The organism is Paracidovorax anthurii, assembly GCF_003269065.1.
In the GTDB taxonomy this organism is placed as follows: Bacteria; Pseudomonadota; Gammaproteobacteria; order Burkholderiales; family Burkholderiaceae_C; genus Paracidovorax; species Paracidovorax anthurii.
In genome coordinates this window covers 50,496-66,514 of sequence record NZ_QLTA01000030.1, presented here as the reverse complement: position 1 = coordinate 66,514, position 16,019 = coordinate 50,496, and the positions used below count along the sequence as shown (strand labels likewise).

The 16,019-nt window shown below is 70.3% G+C and carries 15 protein-coding genes; 6 read left to right on the top strand and 9 right to left on the bottom strand.

Features of this window, described 5'->3' with window-relative positions; all coding sequences use genetic code 11:
- The first annotated feature begins 596 nt into the window (after positions 1-596).
- A complete protein-coding gene (locus AX018_RS14985) occupies positions 597-2,255 on the top strand; it encodes a methyl-accepting chemotaxis protein (RefSeq protein WP_111878556.1) in 1,659 nt (552 codons plus the stop codon).
- A gap of 10 nt (positions 2,256-2,265) precedes the next feature.
- On the opposite strand, the gene AX018_RS14980 is transcribed toward AX018_RS14985, so the two are convergent.
- The 5 genes from AX018_RS14980 to AX018_RS14960 form a co-directional block, all read right to left on the bottom strand.
- Positions 2,266-3,204, bottom strand: a complete 939-nt coding sequence (locus AX018_RS14980) for a LysR family transcriptional regulator (protein WP_111878553.1) — start codon at positions 3,202-3,204, stop codon at positions 2,266-2,268.
- 222 nt (positions 3,205-3,426) lie between these two features.
- Positions 3,427-4,593, bottom strand: coding sequence for a mandelate racemase/muconate lactonizing enzyme family protein (locus tag AX018_RS14975; protein WP_111878551.1), 1,167 nt, complete (start codon positions 4,591-4,593; stop codon positions 3,427-3,429).
- Between the two features lie 34 nt (positions 4,594-4,627).
- Entirely contained in the window at positions 4,628-5,341 is a 714-nt protein-coding gene (locus AX018_RS14970; RefSeq protein WP_111878548.1) for an SDR family NAD(P)-dependent oxidoreductase, read from the bottom strand.
- On the bottom strand, positions 5,331-6,293 hold the full coding sequence (locus tag AX018_RS14965; protein WP_111878545.1) for a Bug family tripartite tricarboxylate transporter substrate binding protein: 963 nt from the start codon (positions 6,291-6,293) through the stop codon (positions 5,331-5,333). The genes AX018_RS14970 and AX018_RS14965 overlap by 11 nt, the downstream gene beginning before the upstream one ends.
- A 101-nt stretch (positions 6,294-6,394) precedes the next feature.
- Positions 6,395-7,333: a dihydrodipicolinate synthase family protein gene (locus AX018_RS14960; protein ID WP_111878543.1), complete on the bottom strand. Its 939-nt coding sequence runs from the start codon at positions 7,331-7,333 to the stop codon at positions 6,395-6,397.
- Positions 7,334-7,443: 110 nt separating this feature from the next.
- On the opposite strand from AX018_RS14960, the gene AX018_RS14955 reads away from it, so the two are divergent.
- On the top strand, positions 7,444-8,442 hold the full coding sequence (locus AX018_RS14955; protein WP_111878541.1) for a LysR family transcriptional regulator: 999 nt from the start codon (positions 7,444-7,446) through the stop codon (positions 8,440-8,442).
- Between the two features lie 7 nt (positions 8,443-8,449).
- Here AX018_RS14955 and AX018_RS14950 read toward each other — a convergent pair whose 3' ends face one another.
- The 4 genes from AX018_RS14950 to AX018_RS14935 all read right to left on the bottom strand — a co-directional run bounded on the left by AX018_RS14950 (position 8,450) and on the right by AX018_RS14935 (position 12,659).
- Positions 8,450-8,899 carry a VirK family protein gene (locus AX018_RS14950; protein WP_111878538.1) on the bottom strand — a complete coding sequence of 150 codons (450 nt, stop codon included), beginning with the start codon at positions 8,897-8,899 and terminating at the stop codon, positions 8,450-8,452.
- A 341-nt stretch (positions 8,900-9,240) separates the two neighbouring features.
- The gene (locus tag AX018_RS14945) at positions 9,241-10,275 is read right to left on the bottom strand and encodes a tripartite tricarboxylate transporter substrate binding protein (RefSeq protein WP_111878536.1); all 1,035 of its coding nucleotides are present in this window, start codon (positions 10,273-10,275) and stop codon (positions 9,241-9,243) included.
- An 83-nt stretch (positions 10,276-10,358) separates the two neighbouring features.
- Positions 10,359-11,579 (bottom strand): CaiB/BaiF CoA transferase family protein, encoded by a 1,221-nt coding sequence (locus AX018_RS14940; protein ID WP_111878533.1) that lies wholly within the window; start codon positions 11,577-11,579, stop codon positions 10,359-10,361.
- A 78-nt stretch (positions 11,580-11,657) separates the two neighbouring features.
- Positions 11,658-12,659: a hydroxymethylglutaryl-CoA lyase gene (locus AX018_RS14935; protein WP_111878531.1), complete on the bottom strand. Its 1,002-nt coding sequence runs from the start codon at positions 12,657-12,659 to the stop codon at positions 11,658-11,660.
- A gap of 120 nt (positions 12,660-12,779) precedes the next feature.
- On the opposite strand from AX018_RS14935, the gene AX018_RS14930 reads away from it, so the two are divergent.
- The 4 genes from AX018_RS14930 (at position 12,780) to AX018_RS14915 (ending at position 15,975) form a co-directional block, all read left to right on the top strand.
- Positions 12,780-13,748, top strand: a complete 969-nt coding sequence (locus AX018_RS14930) for a LysR family transcriptional regulator (protein WP_245951563.1) — start codon at positions 12,780-12,782, stop codon at positions 13,746-13,748.
- A gap of 144 nt (positions 13,749-13,892) precedes the next feature.
- The gene (locus AX018_RS14925; protein WP_111878528.1) at positions 13,893-14,210 is read left to right on the top strand and encodes a winged helix-turn-helix transcriptional regulator; all 318 of its coding nucleotides are present in this window, start codon (positions 13,893-13,895) and stop codon (positions 14,208-14,210) included.
- Positions 14,211-14,338: 128 nt separating this feature from the next.
- Entirely contained in the window at positions 14,339-14,698 is a 360-nt protein-coding gene (locus tag AX018_RS14920; RefSeq protein ID WP_111878526.1) for an FKBP-type peptidyl-prolyl cis-trans isomerase, read from the top strand.
- A 194-nt stretch (positions 14,699-14,892) separates the two neighbouring features.
- Entirely contained in the window at positions 14,893-15,975 is a 1,083-nt protein-coding gene (locus AX018_RS14915; RefSeq protein ID WP_111878524.1) for a TIGR03118 family protein, read from the top strand.
- The last annotated feature ends 44 nt before the right edge of the window (positions 15,976-16,019 follow it).

Sequence of the window (16,019 nt, the reverse complement as noted above, 5' to 3'; positions counted from 1 at the left end):
CAGGGTGTTTTCGAGCAGGCGCAAAGCAAAAAGGGAACGTGTTGCACACGTTCCCTTTTTAGCTCCCATCAGACTTCCAAGGGCTTATCTGACTGGCATTGCCCTTGGGGGGCAGCGACCCCGCGCAGCGAGGGAGCGTGGGGGCCCTTTTTCATCGCCGAGCCGCCCCGAGATGACAAGCGCGCTCCTGGGGGGCACCGAGGGAGCATGGGGGCTTTCTTTCAGGGCCGCCAGTCACGGGCACCGACCCAGCACTGGTGGCCGGCCGGAGCGGACCGACCGGCGGCAGGTTGACACTTTCCACCGGATCATGGCTGACTTTCCAAAAATTCGCTTTTCCATGTTTCAGAAAGAAACATAAACTCTTTCTGGCGGCACATGCCGTGCATGTCCCCCTTGCAGCCAGCAAGGTCAGAAAGCAGAAAAAGGACAAGGCCTGCCCCACGACGGCAGTACCGCACACGGGACTCCTGATCGCCACTCCGCCATCCGCGTGCGCCTTGGCGCATATCGCACCGGCATTGCCTGCCGGCGCGCGGCTTACCGCACGGCGCGTTCTCCCTTCCTTTGTTTCGTTTCGCAGGAGTACAACGGTGATGAGCGACAAGACTTCATTTTTCGGCCACATCCGCATCGGCTACCGCATCGGCCTGGCCTTCCTGGCCGTCATCGCCATGCTGGGCCTCGTGGCGGCCCTCTCGCTGGGTGCGCTGAACAGCGTGAACAGCGCCCTCACCATGGTGACGCGCGATGCCTACCCCAAGGTGAAACTGCTCTCGGAAATCAGCGACGAAGTGGACGCCCAGGCGCGCTACGCGCGCAACATGGTCATCTTCGAGGCCGCGGAAACGCGGGCGCAGGAAACCCGCCACATTCTCCAGAGCCGGGAAAACGTCACATCCCTCTTCTCGCAACTGTCGCAATTGGTTCGCTCCCAGACCGGCGCGGAATTGCTGGCGGTCACCCAGACGGCACGCAAGACCTACCTCCAGGAGGTGGACCGTTTTCTGCAGCTGATGCGCGATGGCAAGTCCCCCGAAGCCCGCGAGCATCTGGAGGCGGCGCTGCGGCCGGCCCAGCTGAAGTTCATGGACTCCATCGACAAGCTCTCCGACCACCAGCAGAAGGTGATGACCGACGCCAGCGACCAGGCGGATCAGCAGGTCTATACGGGCCGCATCACCGTCGCCGCCATCGCCAGCGCGGCGGCACTGCTGGCCTTTGCTCTCTGCTGGCTCATCGCCCGCTCCATCACGCACCCGCTGCGCAGCGCGGTGCAGGTGGCCGAGGCGGTGGCCGGCGGCGACCTCACCTCGCGGATCGCCACCGGGCGGCGCGATGAAGTGGGGCAGTTGCTGACGGCCCTGGCACACATGAACACGGGGCTGGTGCGGATCGTGGGCAACGTGCGCATGAGCTCGGACTCCATCGCCACGGGCTCGGTGCAGATCGCCAACGGCAATACCGACCTGAGCCAGCGCACGGAAGAGCAGGCGAGCAACCTCGAAGAGACCGCCGCCTCGATGGAGGAACTCACCTCCACCGTGCAGCAGAACGCCGATGCGGCACGGCGCGCCCACCAGCTCGCGTCGGGGGCATCGACCGTCGCCTCGCAAGGCGGCACGGTCGTCCAGGACGTGGTCCGCACCATGGACGACATCAAGCAAAGCTCCGGACGGATGGCCGACATCATCGGCGTGATCGACGGCATCGCCTTCCAGACCAACATCCTGGCGCTGAACGCGGCGGTGGAAGCCGCCCGGGCCGGCGAGCAGGGCCGCGGCTTCGCCGTGGTGGCCAGCGAGGTGCGCAGCCTCGCGCAGCGCAGTGCCGAGGCCGCCAAGGAAATCAAGGGACTGATCGAGGCCAGCGTCTCGCGCGTGAACGCGGGGGGCGAGCTCGTGGCCCAGGCGGGCCGCACGATGGAGGACGTCGTCACCCAGGTCACCGAGGTCTCCACGCTGCTGGCGGAAATCAGCGCCGCCAGCGCCGAGCAGTCCAGCGGCATCAACCAGGTGGGCGATGCGGTGCAGCAGCTCGATCAGGTCACGCAGCAGAACGCCGCGCTCGTGGAAGAAAGCGCCGCAGCGGCCGACAGCCTGAAGTTCCAGGCCGAATCGCTCGCCAAGGTGGTGGCCCAGTTCCGCCTGCCACAGGATGCGGGCGGCACGGCGCACGCGCTCCCGCCGCAGGCGCCCCATGCCGCCGCGCTGGGGCATGCCGTGCCGGACGTGCGCCTGCTGGCCGTGAGCTGACGCGGTACCCTCAATCCCAGGTGGCGCCGGGGCAAATGCCGGGCACGTGCAGCCCCTCGCGGCGCCGGCCCTGGGCATGCGCCTCGGCCAGGGTGAGCCAGGCACGCGCCGCGCTCGACGGCATGGACCCACGGCGCCAGGCCAGGGCGAAATGCCAGATCGATGCGATGTCTTCGATGGGCAGGCAGCGCACGTCACCCCGTTCGCTCCAGCGCGCGGCGGCCCTCGGCAGGATCGCCGCGCCCAGGCCCCGCGCCACCAGCTCCAGCACGAACTCCGCCGGCCCCGCGGCCATCAGCGACACCTGGGGCTTCAGCCCCTTGCGCCCGAAGGCCCCCAGCAGCGCCTCGTTCACGGCGCGGCCTTCCCGAAAAAGGAGAAGCGGCCACCGCGCCAGCGCGGCTGCCCTGATACCCCACACCCGGTCGGGCACGCCATCGCCCGGCAGCACGGCGACCATGGGCTCGGTCCACAGATACTGCCAGTCGAGATCGGGGCTGCGCGGCGCCACGAGCAGGGCCAGGTCGAGCTCGCCGGAGCGCAGATGCTCATCGAGCCGGTCCATGGGCTCCACGGACACAGCCACCTCGACGCCCGGATATCGCTCGCGGAACTCCGAGAACAGCCCCGCGTGGCACGAGCCGGGCGCCATGCCCGGAAAACCGATGCGCAGCCGGCCGCGCTGCAGCTGCTGCAGTTCGGACAGCTCCCCCTGCAGGGCCTCGAACTCGTGCAGCATGTTGAGCGCGCGGCGGCTCAGCACCTCACCCTCCGGCGTCAGCACTTTGCCGCGCCCGGACCGCACCAGCAGCGGGACGCCGATCTCCGCTTCCAGGCCCTTCATGGCCTTGCTCACGGCGGACTGCGTCGCGCAGACGGCCTTGGCCGCCTCGGCGAGGCTGCCGCGCCGGGCGATTTCCACAAAGACTCGGAGCGTGCGCAGATCCATTGGCGCAAAGCCCGGCAACGCGCCGCGGAGCCAGGCTTTGGAAGAGTTGGGACAGCGCGATTGTGGAGCAGAAATGCACCATGCCTCAGTATTTACACCGACATGTAGCTATCAATTAGATAGCACCCGATTGCTGTGCAGGGTCGGGGGGTGCTGCACGGCTGCCCTCGGCAGGAGCTCCTGGCGAGGCGCCGCCGCCCCTCGCCAGGGAGCGATTTCACCTCACGCGGCCAGGGCCCGCATTTCCGAGATCAGGTCGGACTTGCCCTCGAAGCCGATGCCCGGCAGCGGCGGCAGGGTCACGTAACCGTTGTCCACCTTCACCCCGTCGGGGAAGCCGCCGTAGGGCTGGAACAGGTCGGGATAGCTCTCGTTGCCGCCGAGCCCCAGGCCGGCCGCGATGGCCAGCGACATCTGGTGGCCGCCGTGCGGGATGCAGCGGCTGGGCGACCAGCCGTTCTCCTTCAGCATGTCCAGCGTGCGCAGGTATTCCACGAGGCCGTAGCTCAGGGCGCAGTCGAACTGCAGCCAGTCGCGGTCCGGGCGCATGCCGCCGTGGCGGATGAGGTTGCGCGCATCCTGCATCGAGAACAGGTTCTCGCCCGTGGCCATGGGGCCGGCATAGACCTCGCCCAGCCGGGCTTGCAGCTCGTAGTCGAGTGGATCGCCCGCCTCTTCGTACCAGAAGAGCGGGTATTGCGAGAGGGCCTTCCCGTAGTCGATGGCGGTCTGCAGGTCGAAGCGGCCGTTGGCGTCCACCGCCAGTTGCTGGCCGGGGCCGAGGATCTTGAGAACCGATTCGATGCGCTCGCAGTCCTCGGCCAGCGTGGCGCCGCCGATCTTCATCTTGACCACCGAGTAGCCGCGCGCCAGATACCCCTCCATCTCCTGGCGCAGGCCATCCAGGCCCTTGCCCGGGTAGTAGTAGCCGCCGGCGGCATAGACGAACACGCGCGGATTGGGCGTGCCCGTGCCGTAGCGCTCGGCCAGCAACTGGTAGAGCGGCTTGCCGGCGATCTTCGCCACGGCGTCCCATACGGCCATGTCGATGGTGCCCACGGCCACCGAGCGCTCGCCATGGCCGCCGGGCTTCTCGTTGATCATCATGCGGGCCCAGACCTTGTGCGGGTCGAGGTTCTCGCCGGTGTCGTCCACCAGCGTGGCCGGGTCGGCCTCCAGCACGCGCGGGATGAAGCGGTCGCGCATCAGCGCCCCCTGGCCGTAGCGGCCGTTGGAATTGAAGCCGTAGCCGATCACGGGCCGGCCGTCGCGGATGACGTCGGTGACCACCGCCACGAGGCTCAGGGTCATCTTCGAGAAGTCGATGTAGGCGTTGCGGATGTCGGACTTGATGGGCCGCGTGGATTCGAGGATGTCGACGATTTTCATGGTGATCGGAGAAAAGAAGAGGACGTGAAAAACTTCAGCGGGCCAGGGAGGAGCCGCCGCAGATGGCGATGTCCTGCCCGGTGATGGCCGCCGCCGGCGGCGACAGCAGGTAGCCCACAAGCGCGGAGATCTCGGCGGGCTCGATGAGGCGGCCGATGGGCGGCAGGCGCGGCGCGCTGCCGGCGCGGGCCGGATCGCTCAGCATGCCGGTGGCCGTGGCGGCGGGCGAGACGACGTTCACCGTCACGCCCTGCCCGGCCACCTCGGCCGCCCAGCTGCGCGCCAGCGCGATCAGCGCCGCCTTGGTGGCCGCGTACTGCCCGCGCCCCGGCATGCCCTGGGCCACGCGGCTGCCGATGAAGACCACGCGGCCGTGGCCGCGCGCGGCCATGGCGGGCACGAGGGCGTCGGCCAGGCGCGTGGCGGCGTCCACGTGCAGGCGCCACATCAGCTCGCCGCCCGCCAGGTCCAACTGCCCCAGGGAGCCCACGCGCAGCACGCCGGCGGCGTGCACGAGTGCGTCGATGTCCGCGAGGTTGCCGACCACCTGCGCGATGGCCTCGCCATCCGCCAGGTTCACGGTGAGCGCATCGAAGGCCGGATGTGCGATGGCCGGGGGCGCCGCGTCCAGGCCGCTCACGCGCCAGCCGGCGGCCAGCAGCGATTCGGCGATGGCGCGGCCGATGCCGCTGCTGCTGCCCGTCACGGCGGCACGCCGGCCGCTTCCGGTGGGCGTGTCAGTCGGCACGGATGTTGCCCTCGGTCACGATTTTCTGGGAGCGCTCCATGTCGCTGCGCTGGAACTTGGCGAAATCCTCCACGCTGCCCGGCGTGGTCAGCAGGCCTTGTTCCTTGAGCTTGGGACCGATCTCGGCCAGGGCCTTGTTCACCTCGGCATTGAGGCGCTGGATCAGCGCGGGTGGGGTCTTGGCGGGCGCCCAGAGGCCGTACCAGCTGTAGAACTCGTAGCCCGGAATGGTCTCGGCCACCGTGGGCACGTCGGGCAGGTTGGGCACGCGCTGGGCCGAGGTCACGGCAACCACGCGCAGCATGCCGCTCTTGTGGTACTGGAGCGATCCGAGGATGGGGTCGATGAAGCCGTCGATCTGCCCGCCGATCAGGTCCTGGAAGGCCGGCGCCGTGCCCTTGTAGGGCACGATGAGGTAGTCGATCTTGCCCGCGCGCTTGAGCAGCTCGGTCGAGAGGTGGCCAGCCGATCCGATGGAGCCCACGGCGAAGGTCATCTTGCCCGGATGGCCCTTGGCGTACGAGATCAGCGACTTCACGTCCGTGATCGGCAGGTCCTTGTTGATCGCCACCGACAGCGGCGCCTTGGCCACCAGAGCCACCGGCGCGAAATCCTGCGTGACGTTGTAGGGCACCGACTTGAGCGTCATCGGCGCGGTGGTGAGGGTGGATGCGCTGAACAGCAGCGTGTAGCCGTCGCCCGCGGCCTTGGCCACCGCGTCCCCGCCGATCACCCCGCTGCCGCCGGGCTTGTTGTCGATCACGAAGGACTGCCCCATCTGCTCGCCGAGCTTCTGGGCCAGCATGCGGCCCACCGCGTCCAGGGTGCCCCCCGGCGGGAACGGGATCACCACCCGCACCGGCTTGTTCGGATACGTCTGGGCCATGCCGCCCGCCGCGGCCGCCAGGGCCACGGCGCCCAGCGCCATGCGAAGAAAGTGCTTGCGTTGCATGTGCTTGTCTCCTGTCGTCTCTTATGGTTTCTCGGACCGCGCTCCGTGCGGAGCGTTCGCCGCCGGGGCCGCCCGCATGGGAGGCCCCGGCGGCAGCGCCGTCAGCGCTGGAGCAGGCCCGCCTGCTTCACGGCGGCGCGCAGGGCATCCATCTCCTTGGCGTTGGGCGCCTCGGTGGGCGGGCGCACGGTGGCGTCGGCGATCACGCCGGCCAGGTACATGCCGCCCTTCATGCGCGCATGGGCTTCGCCCGTGGGCTCGCCGCCGCCGTAGACCGCGTCCTTGAGCGGCGTGATGACGGCCTGCACTTCCATGGCGCGCTTCAGGTCGCCCGCCTTCACGGCGTTCCATAGGTCGATGATGAGCTGCGGGATGAAAGTGGCGAAACCCACCAGCGCGCCGTCCACGCCCTGCACCATCGAGGCCAGCAGGTATTCGTCGTGGCAGGTCAGGATGGCCTTGGAGGCATCGGCCTCGCGGATCGCCTGGATGTCGCGGGCGTACTTGTTCATGTCGCGCTGGCCCACCTTGAAGGCCTGCACATAGGGCAGCTTGGCCAGATCGGCCAGCAGCTGCGAGGAATACGACGCGCGCGTCCAGGCGGGATAGACGTGGCACACGAGATCCAGGCCGGGCGCGGCCTTGTGGATGGCCTCGAAATACTGCAGCGCGTGGCCCGGCGTGAAGCCGAAGCGCAGCCAGTGGTGCGGCGGCATCACGTCCAGCGCCACGGCGCCCGCGGCCTGGGCGGCGCGCGCATGCTCGGCCGCCTCGGCCAGGCCCTCGCAGACGATGGAGGAGATCACGGGCATGCGGCCCTTGAGCTCGTCGGCCACGATGCGCGTGACCTCGGCACGTTCGGACGGGGTCAGGGAAAACACTTCCCCCGTATGGCCGTTGGTCATGATGGCCACCACGCCCTCATGGCCCGCGAGCCACGAGGCGAGCTTGCGCAGGGCGGGCTCGTCGATGCGGTGGTCGGGGGTGAAGGGGCACGAGATGGCGGGGATGATCCCGCGATAATTCGCGATGGAAGGCATTCAACAGTCTCCGTTGTGGTGTGTGGAAGCAGACGCCACGGATCATTCCCCGGCCCTGGCGGGCCGTCCAATACCCGAATCGCATACAACTATCCCGTTCGAGGAGACGCATGGGCCCAGGCAACCGACCGCTGGATCTGGAATGGCTGGAGGATTTCCTCGCCCTGGCCGAGAGCGGCAATTTCTCGCGCGCGGCCGAGGCCCGCTCCATCGCCCAGCCGGCCTTCAGCCGGCACATCCGGGCTCTGGAGGAATGGGTCGGGACGGAGCTGTTCGACCGCAGCGCGCACCCCGCCGCGCTCACGGCGGCGGGCCAGCGCTTCCAGCCCCTGCTCGAAGACGTGCTCGCGCGCCTGGAGGCCGCGCGCATCAAGGCCCGCGCGGCGCACGAACAGGCGGCCGCGAGCCTGCGCTTCGCCGCCACCCACGTGCTCTCGCTCACCTTCTTCCCGCGCTGGCTCGGAGGCCTGGAGTCGCAGCTGCGCCTGGGCCCGATCCAGACCGTGTCCGACAGCTACCGCGCCTGCGAGGACCTGGCGCTGCAGCGCCGCGTGCAGTTCGTGCTCTGCCACGGCCACGCGGCCGTGCCGGGGCGGCTCGACGAGGCGGGCTATCCCGTGGCGCGCCTCGCGGACGACATGCTGCGGCCCGTGTCGGTGCCGCGCAGCGATGGCACGCCCCTGCACGCCCTGGACAGCCCGCAACCGGCGTCCGGTCGCGGCACGCTCTGCGTGCTGGCGTACAGCGATGCTTCGGGGCTGGGGCGCATCATGCGGGCGCTTCTCAAGGGCGTGTTCGAGGACGGCACCGCGCCCGGCATCGCCTGCGACATCTCGGTGGTCTTCACCGCCCACCATGCGGCCCTGCTCAAGACCATGGCGCTGGAAGGCCGGGGCCTCGCGTGGCTGCCCCACAGCCTGATCGCGGAGGAATTGCGGGCCGGCACCCTGGTGCCCGCAGGGCCCGCCGCGTGGGACGTGCCCGTGGAGATCCGCCTCTACCGCCAGCGCGCGGGCATGGCCGAGGCCGCCGAAACGCTCTGGAGCCTGGCGGCGGGACGCGACGCCGCCGGCATCGCGCCGGCGGGCGTTCCGCCCGCCGGCCGATAACGCCCGATCAGTCCTTGCGGAACTTGATGCCCTGGCCGATGGCGCAGCGGTAGGTGGCCGGCACGGTCCTCTGGTCGTAGCCCGGCAGGTTAAACATGTAGGTGGTGAAGTCCACCGTCTGGTCCGGACGGACCTGGTAGCGCATGAACTGGAGGATGGGCTGGCCGTCGCGCGCCACGGTGGTGTGCGACTCGCCGAAGGACAGCGTGCCGTCCGCCACGATGCGGTAGGCCTCGATGCGGCGCCCGCCGCGCGTCTGCGAAGGCGCCGCATCGCCCTGGGGCACGCACTGCGAAAGATCGATGGCCACCGCGACGCTGTCGCCGTCTTCCAGGGCATGCTGGATGGCGGCCAGCGTGTTCAGCTTGTCATCGGCATGCGCGGTCGCGGCGCAGGCGGCCCACAGGGCCGAGGCGATGACGAGGGTTCGGGTGCGGAGACGGTTCTGGGTCGTCATGGAAGTCCTTCCTGGGTGGACGGTTGAAAGAGGGGCGCCGGCACGCGCGGCAGCCCCCGAAAGGCGGGCAGATGCGCGACGGCGGGCCGATGGTAGGCGCTGTCGCATGCGGGACACCATCAACCCGATTCACGCCGACCGGCCCCCGCCCGCCAGCGCCGCACCGGTCCCGCACCCCGGAAACCCTTGCGGCATGCGGCCTGCGGGCGGATTCGCGGGGCGTGCCTAGCGTCCGCCGCATGCCGGCATGGCATGCAGTGCATTAGAAGATTTGCACAATCTGACGGCCCGTTACCGTGAAACCAGACCAGGGGCCGTGCCGTCCGCCCCTCCCGGATCGATCAATCCATGTGCACGTTGGCGTTTTTGACCACCTGCGCCATGCGCGCGGCCTCGCTGCGGAAGAAGGCCGCGGCCTGCTCGGGCGGTGTCAGCTTGATCTCGTAGCCCTGGGCGACGAGCGCGTCGCGCGCCTCGGGCATCTCCATGGCGGCCTTGAAGCCGGCATAGAGGCGCGCCAGCTCGGCCTTGGGCAGCCCGGCCGGCCCCACGGGCGCAATCCAGCCGTCCAGTTCGAAGCCCGGCAGGCCCTGCTCCGCGATGGTCGGAACCCCTGGCAGCATGGGTACGCGCGCCGCGGTGGTCACGCCCAGCGCCCGCAGTGCCCCGGACTTGATGTGCGGCGCGGCCGGTGCCGCCGCCACCACGCCAAGCTGCACCTGCCCGCCGAGGATGTCGTTCATGAGCGGCCCCATGCCCTTGTACGGGATGTGCCTGATGTCCAGCTTCGCCTGGTCCACGAACATCGCCGCGCCCAGGTGCAGGATCGTGCCGTTGCCGGACGATCCGTAGTTGAGCACGCCGGGCTTCGAGCGCGCATAGGCGATCAGCTCCCGTACGTTGGTGGCCGGCACCGAGGGATGGGCGATCAGCACGAACGGCGTGGCGCCCAGGATGGTGATGGGGGTGATGTCGGCCAGCGAATCGAACGGGATGTTCTTGTACACGCTCGGGTTCACCACGTGGTTGTTGGAGACCACGCCGATGACGGAGCCGTCCCGGGGCGCCCGCACGATCTGCGCCGTGCCCGTGATGCCGCCCGCGCCCGGCAGGTTCTCGATCACCACCGGCTGGCCCAGCGCCCGGGAGAGGCTGTTGCCGATCGCGCGGATGGCGCCGTCCGCGCCCGAACCGGCCGACAGCGGCAGGATCACGCGCAGCGGCCTGTCGGCCGGGGGCTGGGCCCGCGCGGGCCGCAGCCCGCCCCATCCCGCGGCGCCCACCAGGGCGGCGGTCCAGGCGGCCGCCCTGCGGCGGGTGAGCGAAGCGGCGGCCCCCACGGGCACGGCGAGCGGGTTCGGGTGCGGGATCGGCATGCGGATGTCTCCATCATTGTGGCGGGCCGCGCGGACGGACGCCGCGCTTGGTCGGGGAAAGGCCCGGGGGAATCGGTCGGTCGTCAGGCCACGGCGCGGGCCTCCTGCAGCGCCGCGATGGCGCCGGGCGCATAGCCCAGGCCTTCGAGCAGCTCGCGCGTGTGCTGGCCCAGGCGCGGCGGATCGGTGCGCACCGGCAGGCGCTCGCCATCCATGCGCAGCGGCATGAGCGTGACCCGCGCGGTCTGGCCGGCGCGTTCGCCGTCGGGCAGCGTGACCTCGGCCAGCCCGCCGGTGGCGTTCAGGTGCGGATCGTCGAAGAGCTGCTCGGGCCGCAGGATGGGCGCGAACGGCAGGCCGTGGCGCTCGAAGATCGCCGCCAGCGCCTCGGCCGTGTGCTCCGCGAGACGGCGGCGCAGCTCGGGCAGCAGCGTCGGGCGGGCGCGCACGCGGTCGTTGTTCAGGGCCAGCGCGGGGTCGGCCAGGAGGTCCGCGTAGCCCATGGCGTCGCAGAAGGTTTTCCACTGCGCATCGCTCACCGCCGCGAGGAAGATCTGCCCGCCCCCCTGCACGCTGAACACGTCGTAGACCGCCCACGAGGAGATGCGGTCCGGCATGGGCGCGGCGGGCTGCCCGGTGACGGCGTACTGCATCATGTGCTGGCCCACCAGGAAGACGTTGTTCTCGAACAGCGCGGAGTCCACCTCCTGGCCCCGCCCCGTCGCGGCGCGCTGCATCAGCGCGGCCATCGCGCCGATGGCGCCGAACATGCCGCCCATGATGTCGTTCACGCTCGTGCCCGCGCGCAGCGGATCGCCCGGGCGCCCGGTCATGTAGGCGAGGCCGCCCATCATCTGCACCACCTCGTCGAGCGCCGTGCGGTGCTCGTAGGGCCCGGGCAGGAAGCCCGCGTGGTTCACGTACACCAGCCGCTCGTTCAGGCGCGAGAGCGCCGCGTAGTCGAGGCCGTATTTCGCCATCACGCCAGGCTTGAAGTTCTGCGCCACCACGTCGGCCGAGGATGCGAGGCGGATCGCCACCTCGAGCCCCCCGGGGCTGCGCAGGTCGATGGCGATGCTTTTCTTGTTGCGGTTGAACATGGGGAAGAACCCCGCGCCCGCGCCCAGCAGGTGGCGGGTGCGGTCGCCCTCCACGGGCTCCACCTTGATGACCTCGGCCCCCAGGTCGGCCAGCACCATGCCGCAGGTGGGGCCCATGACCATGTGGGTGAACTCCACCACGCGCAGGCCGGCCAGCGGCAGGGGATGGGCGGAAGCGGGCGGCGAAGTATCGGGTGCGGTCATGATGAAAGCGGCTCCGGAGCGCGAAGCGGAAAACGGATCAGGAAGGTCGGCGCGCAAAGCGCCGGGCCGGAGTCTGCCTCAGGCCGGAGCGGGCGCGGGCTGCCGCGATGGCGCCTGCGCCACCAGGCCGCCCGTGGGCAGGCCCGCGCGCCAGAGCGTGCCATGCAGCGTCTCGCCGGCGAGCCAGCCCTGCAGGTGCCCGCGCAGCGCCAGCAGCGCGGGCACCTGCAGGCCCGTGTCCACGCCCATGCGCTCCAGCATGAAGGCCAGGTCCTCGGTGGACACGTTGCCGCTGGCGCCGGGCGCGTGCGGGCAGCCGCCGATGCCGGCCAGGCTGGCATCGAAGCGGGTCACGCCGGTCTGCCAGGCCGCATAGGCGTTGGCCAGCCCCATGCCGCGCGTGTCGTGGAAATGCGCGCAGGCCAGCCGGTCGCCGACGAGGGCGCGGGCCTTCTCGAAGAGGCGGCGCACGCCGTCCGGGTCGGCATAGCCCACGGTATCGGCGAGGCTCACGCGGTCGGCCCCCGCGTCCAGCAGCGCCTGCATCAGGCGCAGCACCTCGCTCTCGGCCACGTCGCCCTGCAGCGTGCAGCCGAAGGCCGTGCCCACCCCGCCCTCGATGAGCGTGCGGTGGCCGGCCGCGTCGCGCGCGGCGCGGATGCGGCCCACCTCGGCCACCACCTCGTCGGGGGTCTTGCGCAGGTTGGCGAGGCTGTGGGCATGGCTGGCCGACAGCGGCACCACCATGAGGTGCGCGCCGCACTCCAGCGCCCGCCCGGCCCCCTGGAGGTTGGGCACCAGCACCGAGGCCGTGATGCCGGGCAGCCCGAGGGCGAAGGCCAGCACCTCGGCCGTGTCGGCCAGTTGCGGCAGCCGCCGCGCGGGCACGAAGGAGCCGACCTCGATCTCGCGCAGGCCGGCGGCGTGGGCCGCGGCGATCCATTCGATCTTGCGCGCCGTGGGCAGGATGGTGGCGATGCTCTGCAGGCCGTCGCGCAGGCCGACCTCGCGCAGTTGGGCGCGCGGCCGCTGCGGCGCGGTGGGGCCGGGCGTGCCGGCCTCGTGGGAAATCCGGGTCATAAGGTTTGTCTCCTCGCGCCATCCAGGGTTAGCGATGGTGAGGGCATTCTAGAAATTCCCACAAACTCCATGGAATCAATCTTGGAAGCCCAGCATTTCCATTACGGAACACCTCAATCCATGCGCCCTCTCGATCTGCAGACCCTGCGGCTGTTCGTCGCCGTGTGCGAGCACCGCAACATCGCCCGCGCGGCGGAGCACGCCTCCATCGTGGGCTCGGCCGTCAGCAAGCGGCTCGCGCAACTGGAGGATGCGGTGGGCACGCGCCTGCTGGTGCGCAAGCGCCACGGCGTGGCCCCCACCCCGGCGGGCGAGACGCTGCTGGAGCACGCGCGCGGGATGCTCGCCGCCATGGGCCGCATCGAGCGGGACATGGCGGGCTTCGCCTCCGGCGTGCGCGGCCACGTGCGCATGCTCGTGACGGCCTCGGTCATGGCCGAATCGCTGGCCGACGACGTGGCGGCGTTCCTGCAGGACCCGGCCCACCGCGACATCCAGGTGAGCATGGAAGAGCGCGTGAGCCCCGAGGTGGTGCGCGGCGTGCGCGAGGGCAGCGCCTCGCTGGGCATCTGCTGGGATGCGGCCGATCTGCAGGGCCTGCACACGCGCGCCTACCGCAGCGACCACCTCGCCATCGCGGCCCACCCCTCCCATCCGGTGGCGCGGCACGGGAGCGTGCGCTTCGCCGATGTGCTGGAGCACGAGTTCGTCAGCATGCCGGGGCTCAGCGCCGTGCAGGTGCTGCTCGCGCGCGCGGCCGCGCTGGAGGGGCGCACGCTGGTGCACCGCGTGTTCGTCTCCAACTTCGATGCGGCGCTGCGCGTGGTGCGCGCCAACCTCGCCATCAGCGTGGTGCCGCGCGAGGTGGCCGAGCCCTTCGCGGCCCTCGGCGGCGTGCGGGTGGTGCCGCTCGGCGATCCCTGGGCCCGGCGGCGGTTCGCCATCTGCTCGCGCGCGCAGGACGAACTGCCCGCCGCCGCGGCCCTGCTGGCGGATTACCTGGCCCGCCGCGGCGCCGGCCCGCCCCCCCCCCCTCCGCCGGCCCCCACCAGGCCCGTGGCTGAAGTGCAACAACCCGGTAACACCTGAGTTTTTTGCGCTAGGCGCCTGCCAGATATACCTCTGGAGCTATTAAACTTGTAGCAAAATCATTTCCACGCTATATTCCCCGGCGTCCCGGGGGCACCCCCTGACGCGACGCCGTCTCTCTCTACCGCGCAAGGAGAAGCTTCCATGAGCTCCAAGGAAAACGCCGCCATCAACCAGCTCTTCGAGAAACTCGAATGCCGCTATGCGCTGCGCGTGCTGTGGGCCTTGCGCGACGGCCACCCGCAGACCTTCCGGCTGCTGCAGGACAGCGTGGGCGGCATCACCCCCAACACGCTCAACACCCGCATCAAGGAACTGCGCGAGGCCGGCCTGCTCGACCACGGCAGCGAGGGCTACATCGTCACCCCCTCGGGCGTGGACCTGCTCAAGCGCCTGAGCGACGTGCAGGCCTTCGCCACCCGCTGGGTCGCGGCCCGCGCCGCCAAGGTGCCGAAGCCCTGATACCCCTCAGGCCCCGCTCCACCCCACCGACCCGCGCCCCCGCGCGGGTTTGGTCCATTCAGGGCTCATGTCGCCGTATCTGCTAGACATGCAGCTACATTTTCAATAGCAAACCAAGGAGTTTCGCGATGGCATTCACCACCACCCCGTCCGGCCTGCAGTACGAAGACACCACCGTGGGCGAAGGCGCCGAGGCCACGCGCGGCCAGCCGGTGCGCGTGCACTACACGGGCTGGCTCTACAACGACGGCCAGCAGGGCGCCAAGTTCGATTCCAGCCGCGACCGCAACGATCCGTTCGAATTCCACCTGGGTGCCGGCATGGTCATCAAGGGCTGGGACGAAGGCGTGCAGGGCATGAAGATCGGCGGCCAGCGCACCCTGATCATTCCCGCCAGCCTGGGCTATGGCGCGCGCGGCGCGGGGGGCGTGATCCCGGCCAACGCCACGCTCAAGTTCGACGTCGAGCTGCTGGCCGTCGGCAACTGACGGCCACGGCGCCCGGCAGGGGCGAGGCTTCGGGCGGCGCGGCCCGCCTCCCCCGTTCCGCCGGCCCTGGGGCGTGGGCAGCGCCCGCCCCACGGGCCCGCCCCGCTCCACTTTCCGCACCACGGCAACCTTTCACGCGCCGCCCGGCACCCACGCGCGCAGGACCCCTCCTGCCAACATCCAGTGGAGTACACGTGAAATTTTCCAAATTCCTGCTGGGCCTGGCCCCCGCAGCCGCTCTCCTCGTCGCCGGCTGCGGCGGCAGCGATTCGGCCCCTACCGCCACCGCATTCACCGCCCGGGCCGTCGTCTCGGACGGCAGCATCCCCTCCACCCAGACGGACGCCAATCTCAAGAACGGCTGGGGCATCGCCTTCAACCCGCAGGGCTTCGTGTGGGTGACCGCCACGGCCACCCAGAAGTCCACCCTCTACGACGGCAACGGCGTGCCGCAAACGCTGGTGGTCACCGTGCCCGGCGCCGGCAGCGCCCCGGCCAATCCGACGGGCATCGTCTTCAGCGGCGGCAACGGGTTCCAGGTCACCAGGAGCGGAGTGACCGGCCCGAGCCGCTTCATCTTCTCCAGCGAGGACGGCAGCATCTCCGGCTGGAGCCCCGCGGCCGACCTGAACAACGCCATCGTCACCTACAGCGACGGCACGGGCGGCGCCGTGTACAAGGGCCTGGCCATCGCCTCCAACGGCGGCTCGGACTTCATCTACGCCACCGACTTCCGCAACCGCAAGGTCGATGTGTTCAATGCGTCGTTCGGCAAGGTGCAGCTGGCCGGCAGCTTCTCCGACACGCAGCTGCCCGCCGACTACGCGCCCTACGGCATCCAGGCCATCGGCACGCGCATCGTCGTGACCTATGCGCAGCAGGACACCAACCGCCGCAACGCCGTGGCCGGCAGCGGCCTGGGCGCGGTGAACGTGTTCAACACCGACGGCACGCTGGCCCAGCGCCTGCTGCCGCCCGGCGCACCGCTCAACGCCCCCTGGGGCGTGGCCCTGGCACCGGCCAACTTCGGCGGCGCCAGCGGCAATCTGCTGATCGCCAACGAGGGCGACGGCACGATCAATGCCTTCGACTTCGCCACCGGCCGCTGGAACGGCGCGCTGGCCCGGCGCGACGGCACGGTCCTGCGGGTGGACGGCCTGCGCGGCATCGCGTTCGGCAATGGCCTGAACCAGCAACCGCTCAACACGCTGTTCTACATCGCCGGCCCCAACAAGGGCGTGAACGGCGCCTACGGCCGCGTCGACATCCAGCCCTGACCCGCTGGCGCGAAGGTCGCCGCGCCGGGCACGCCCCGGCGCGC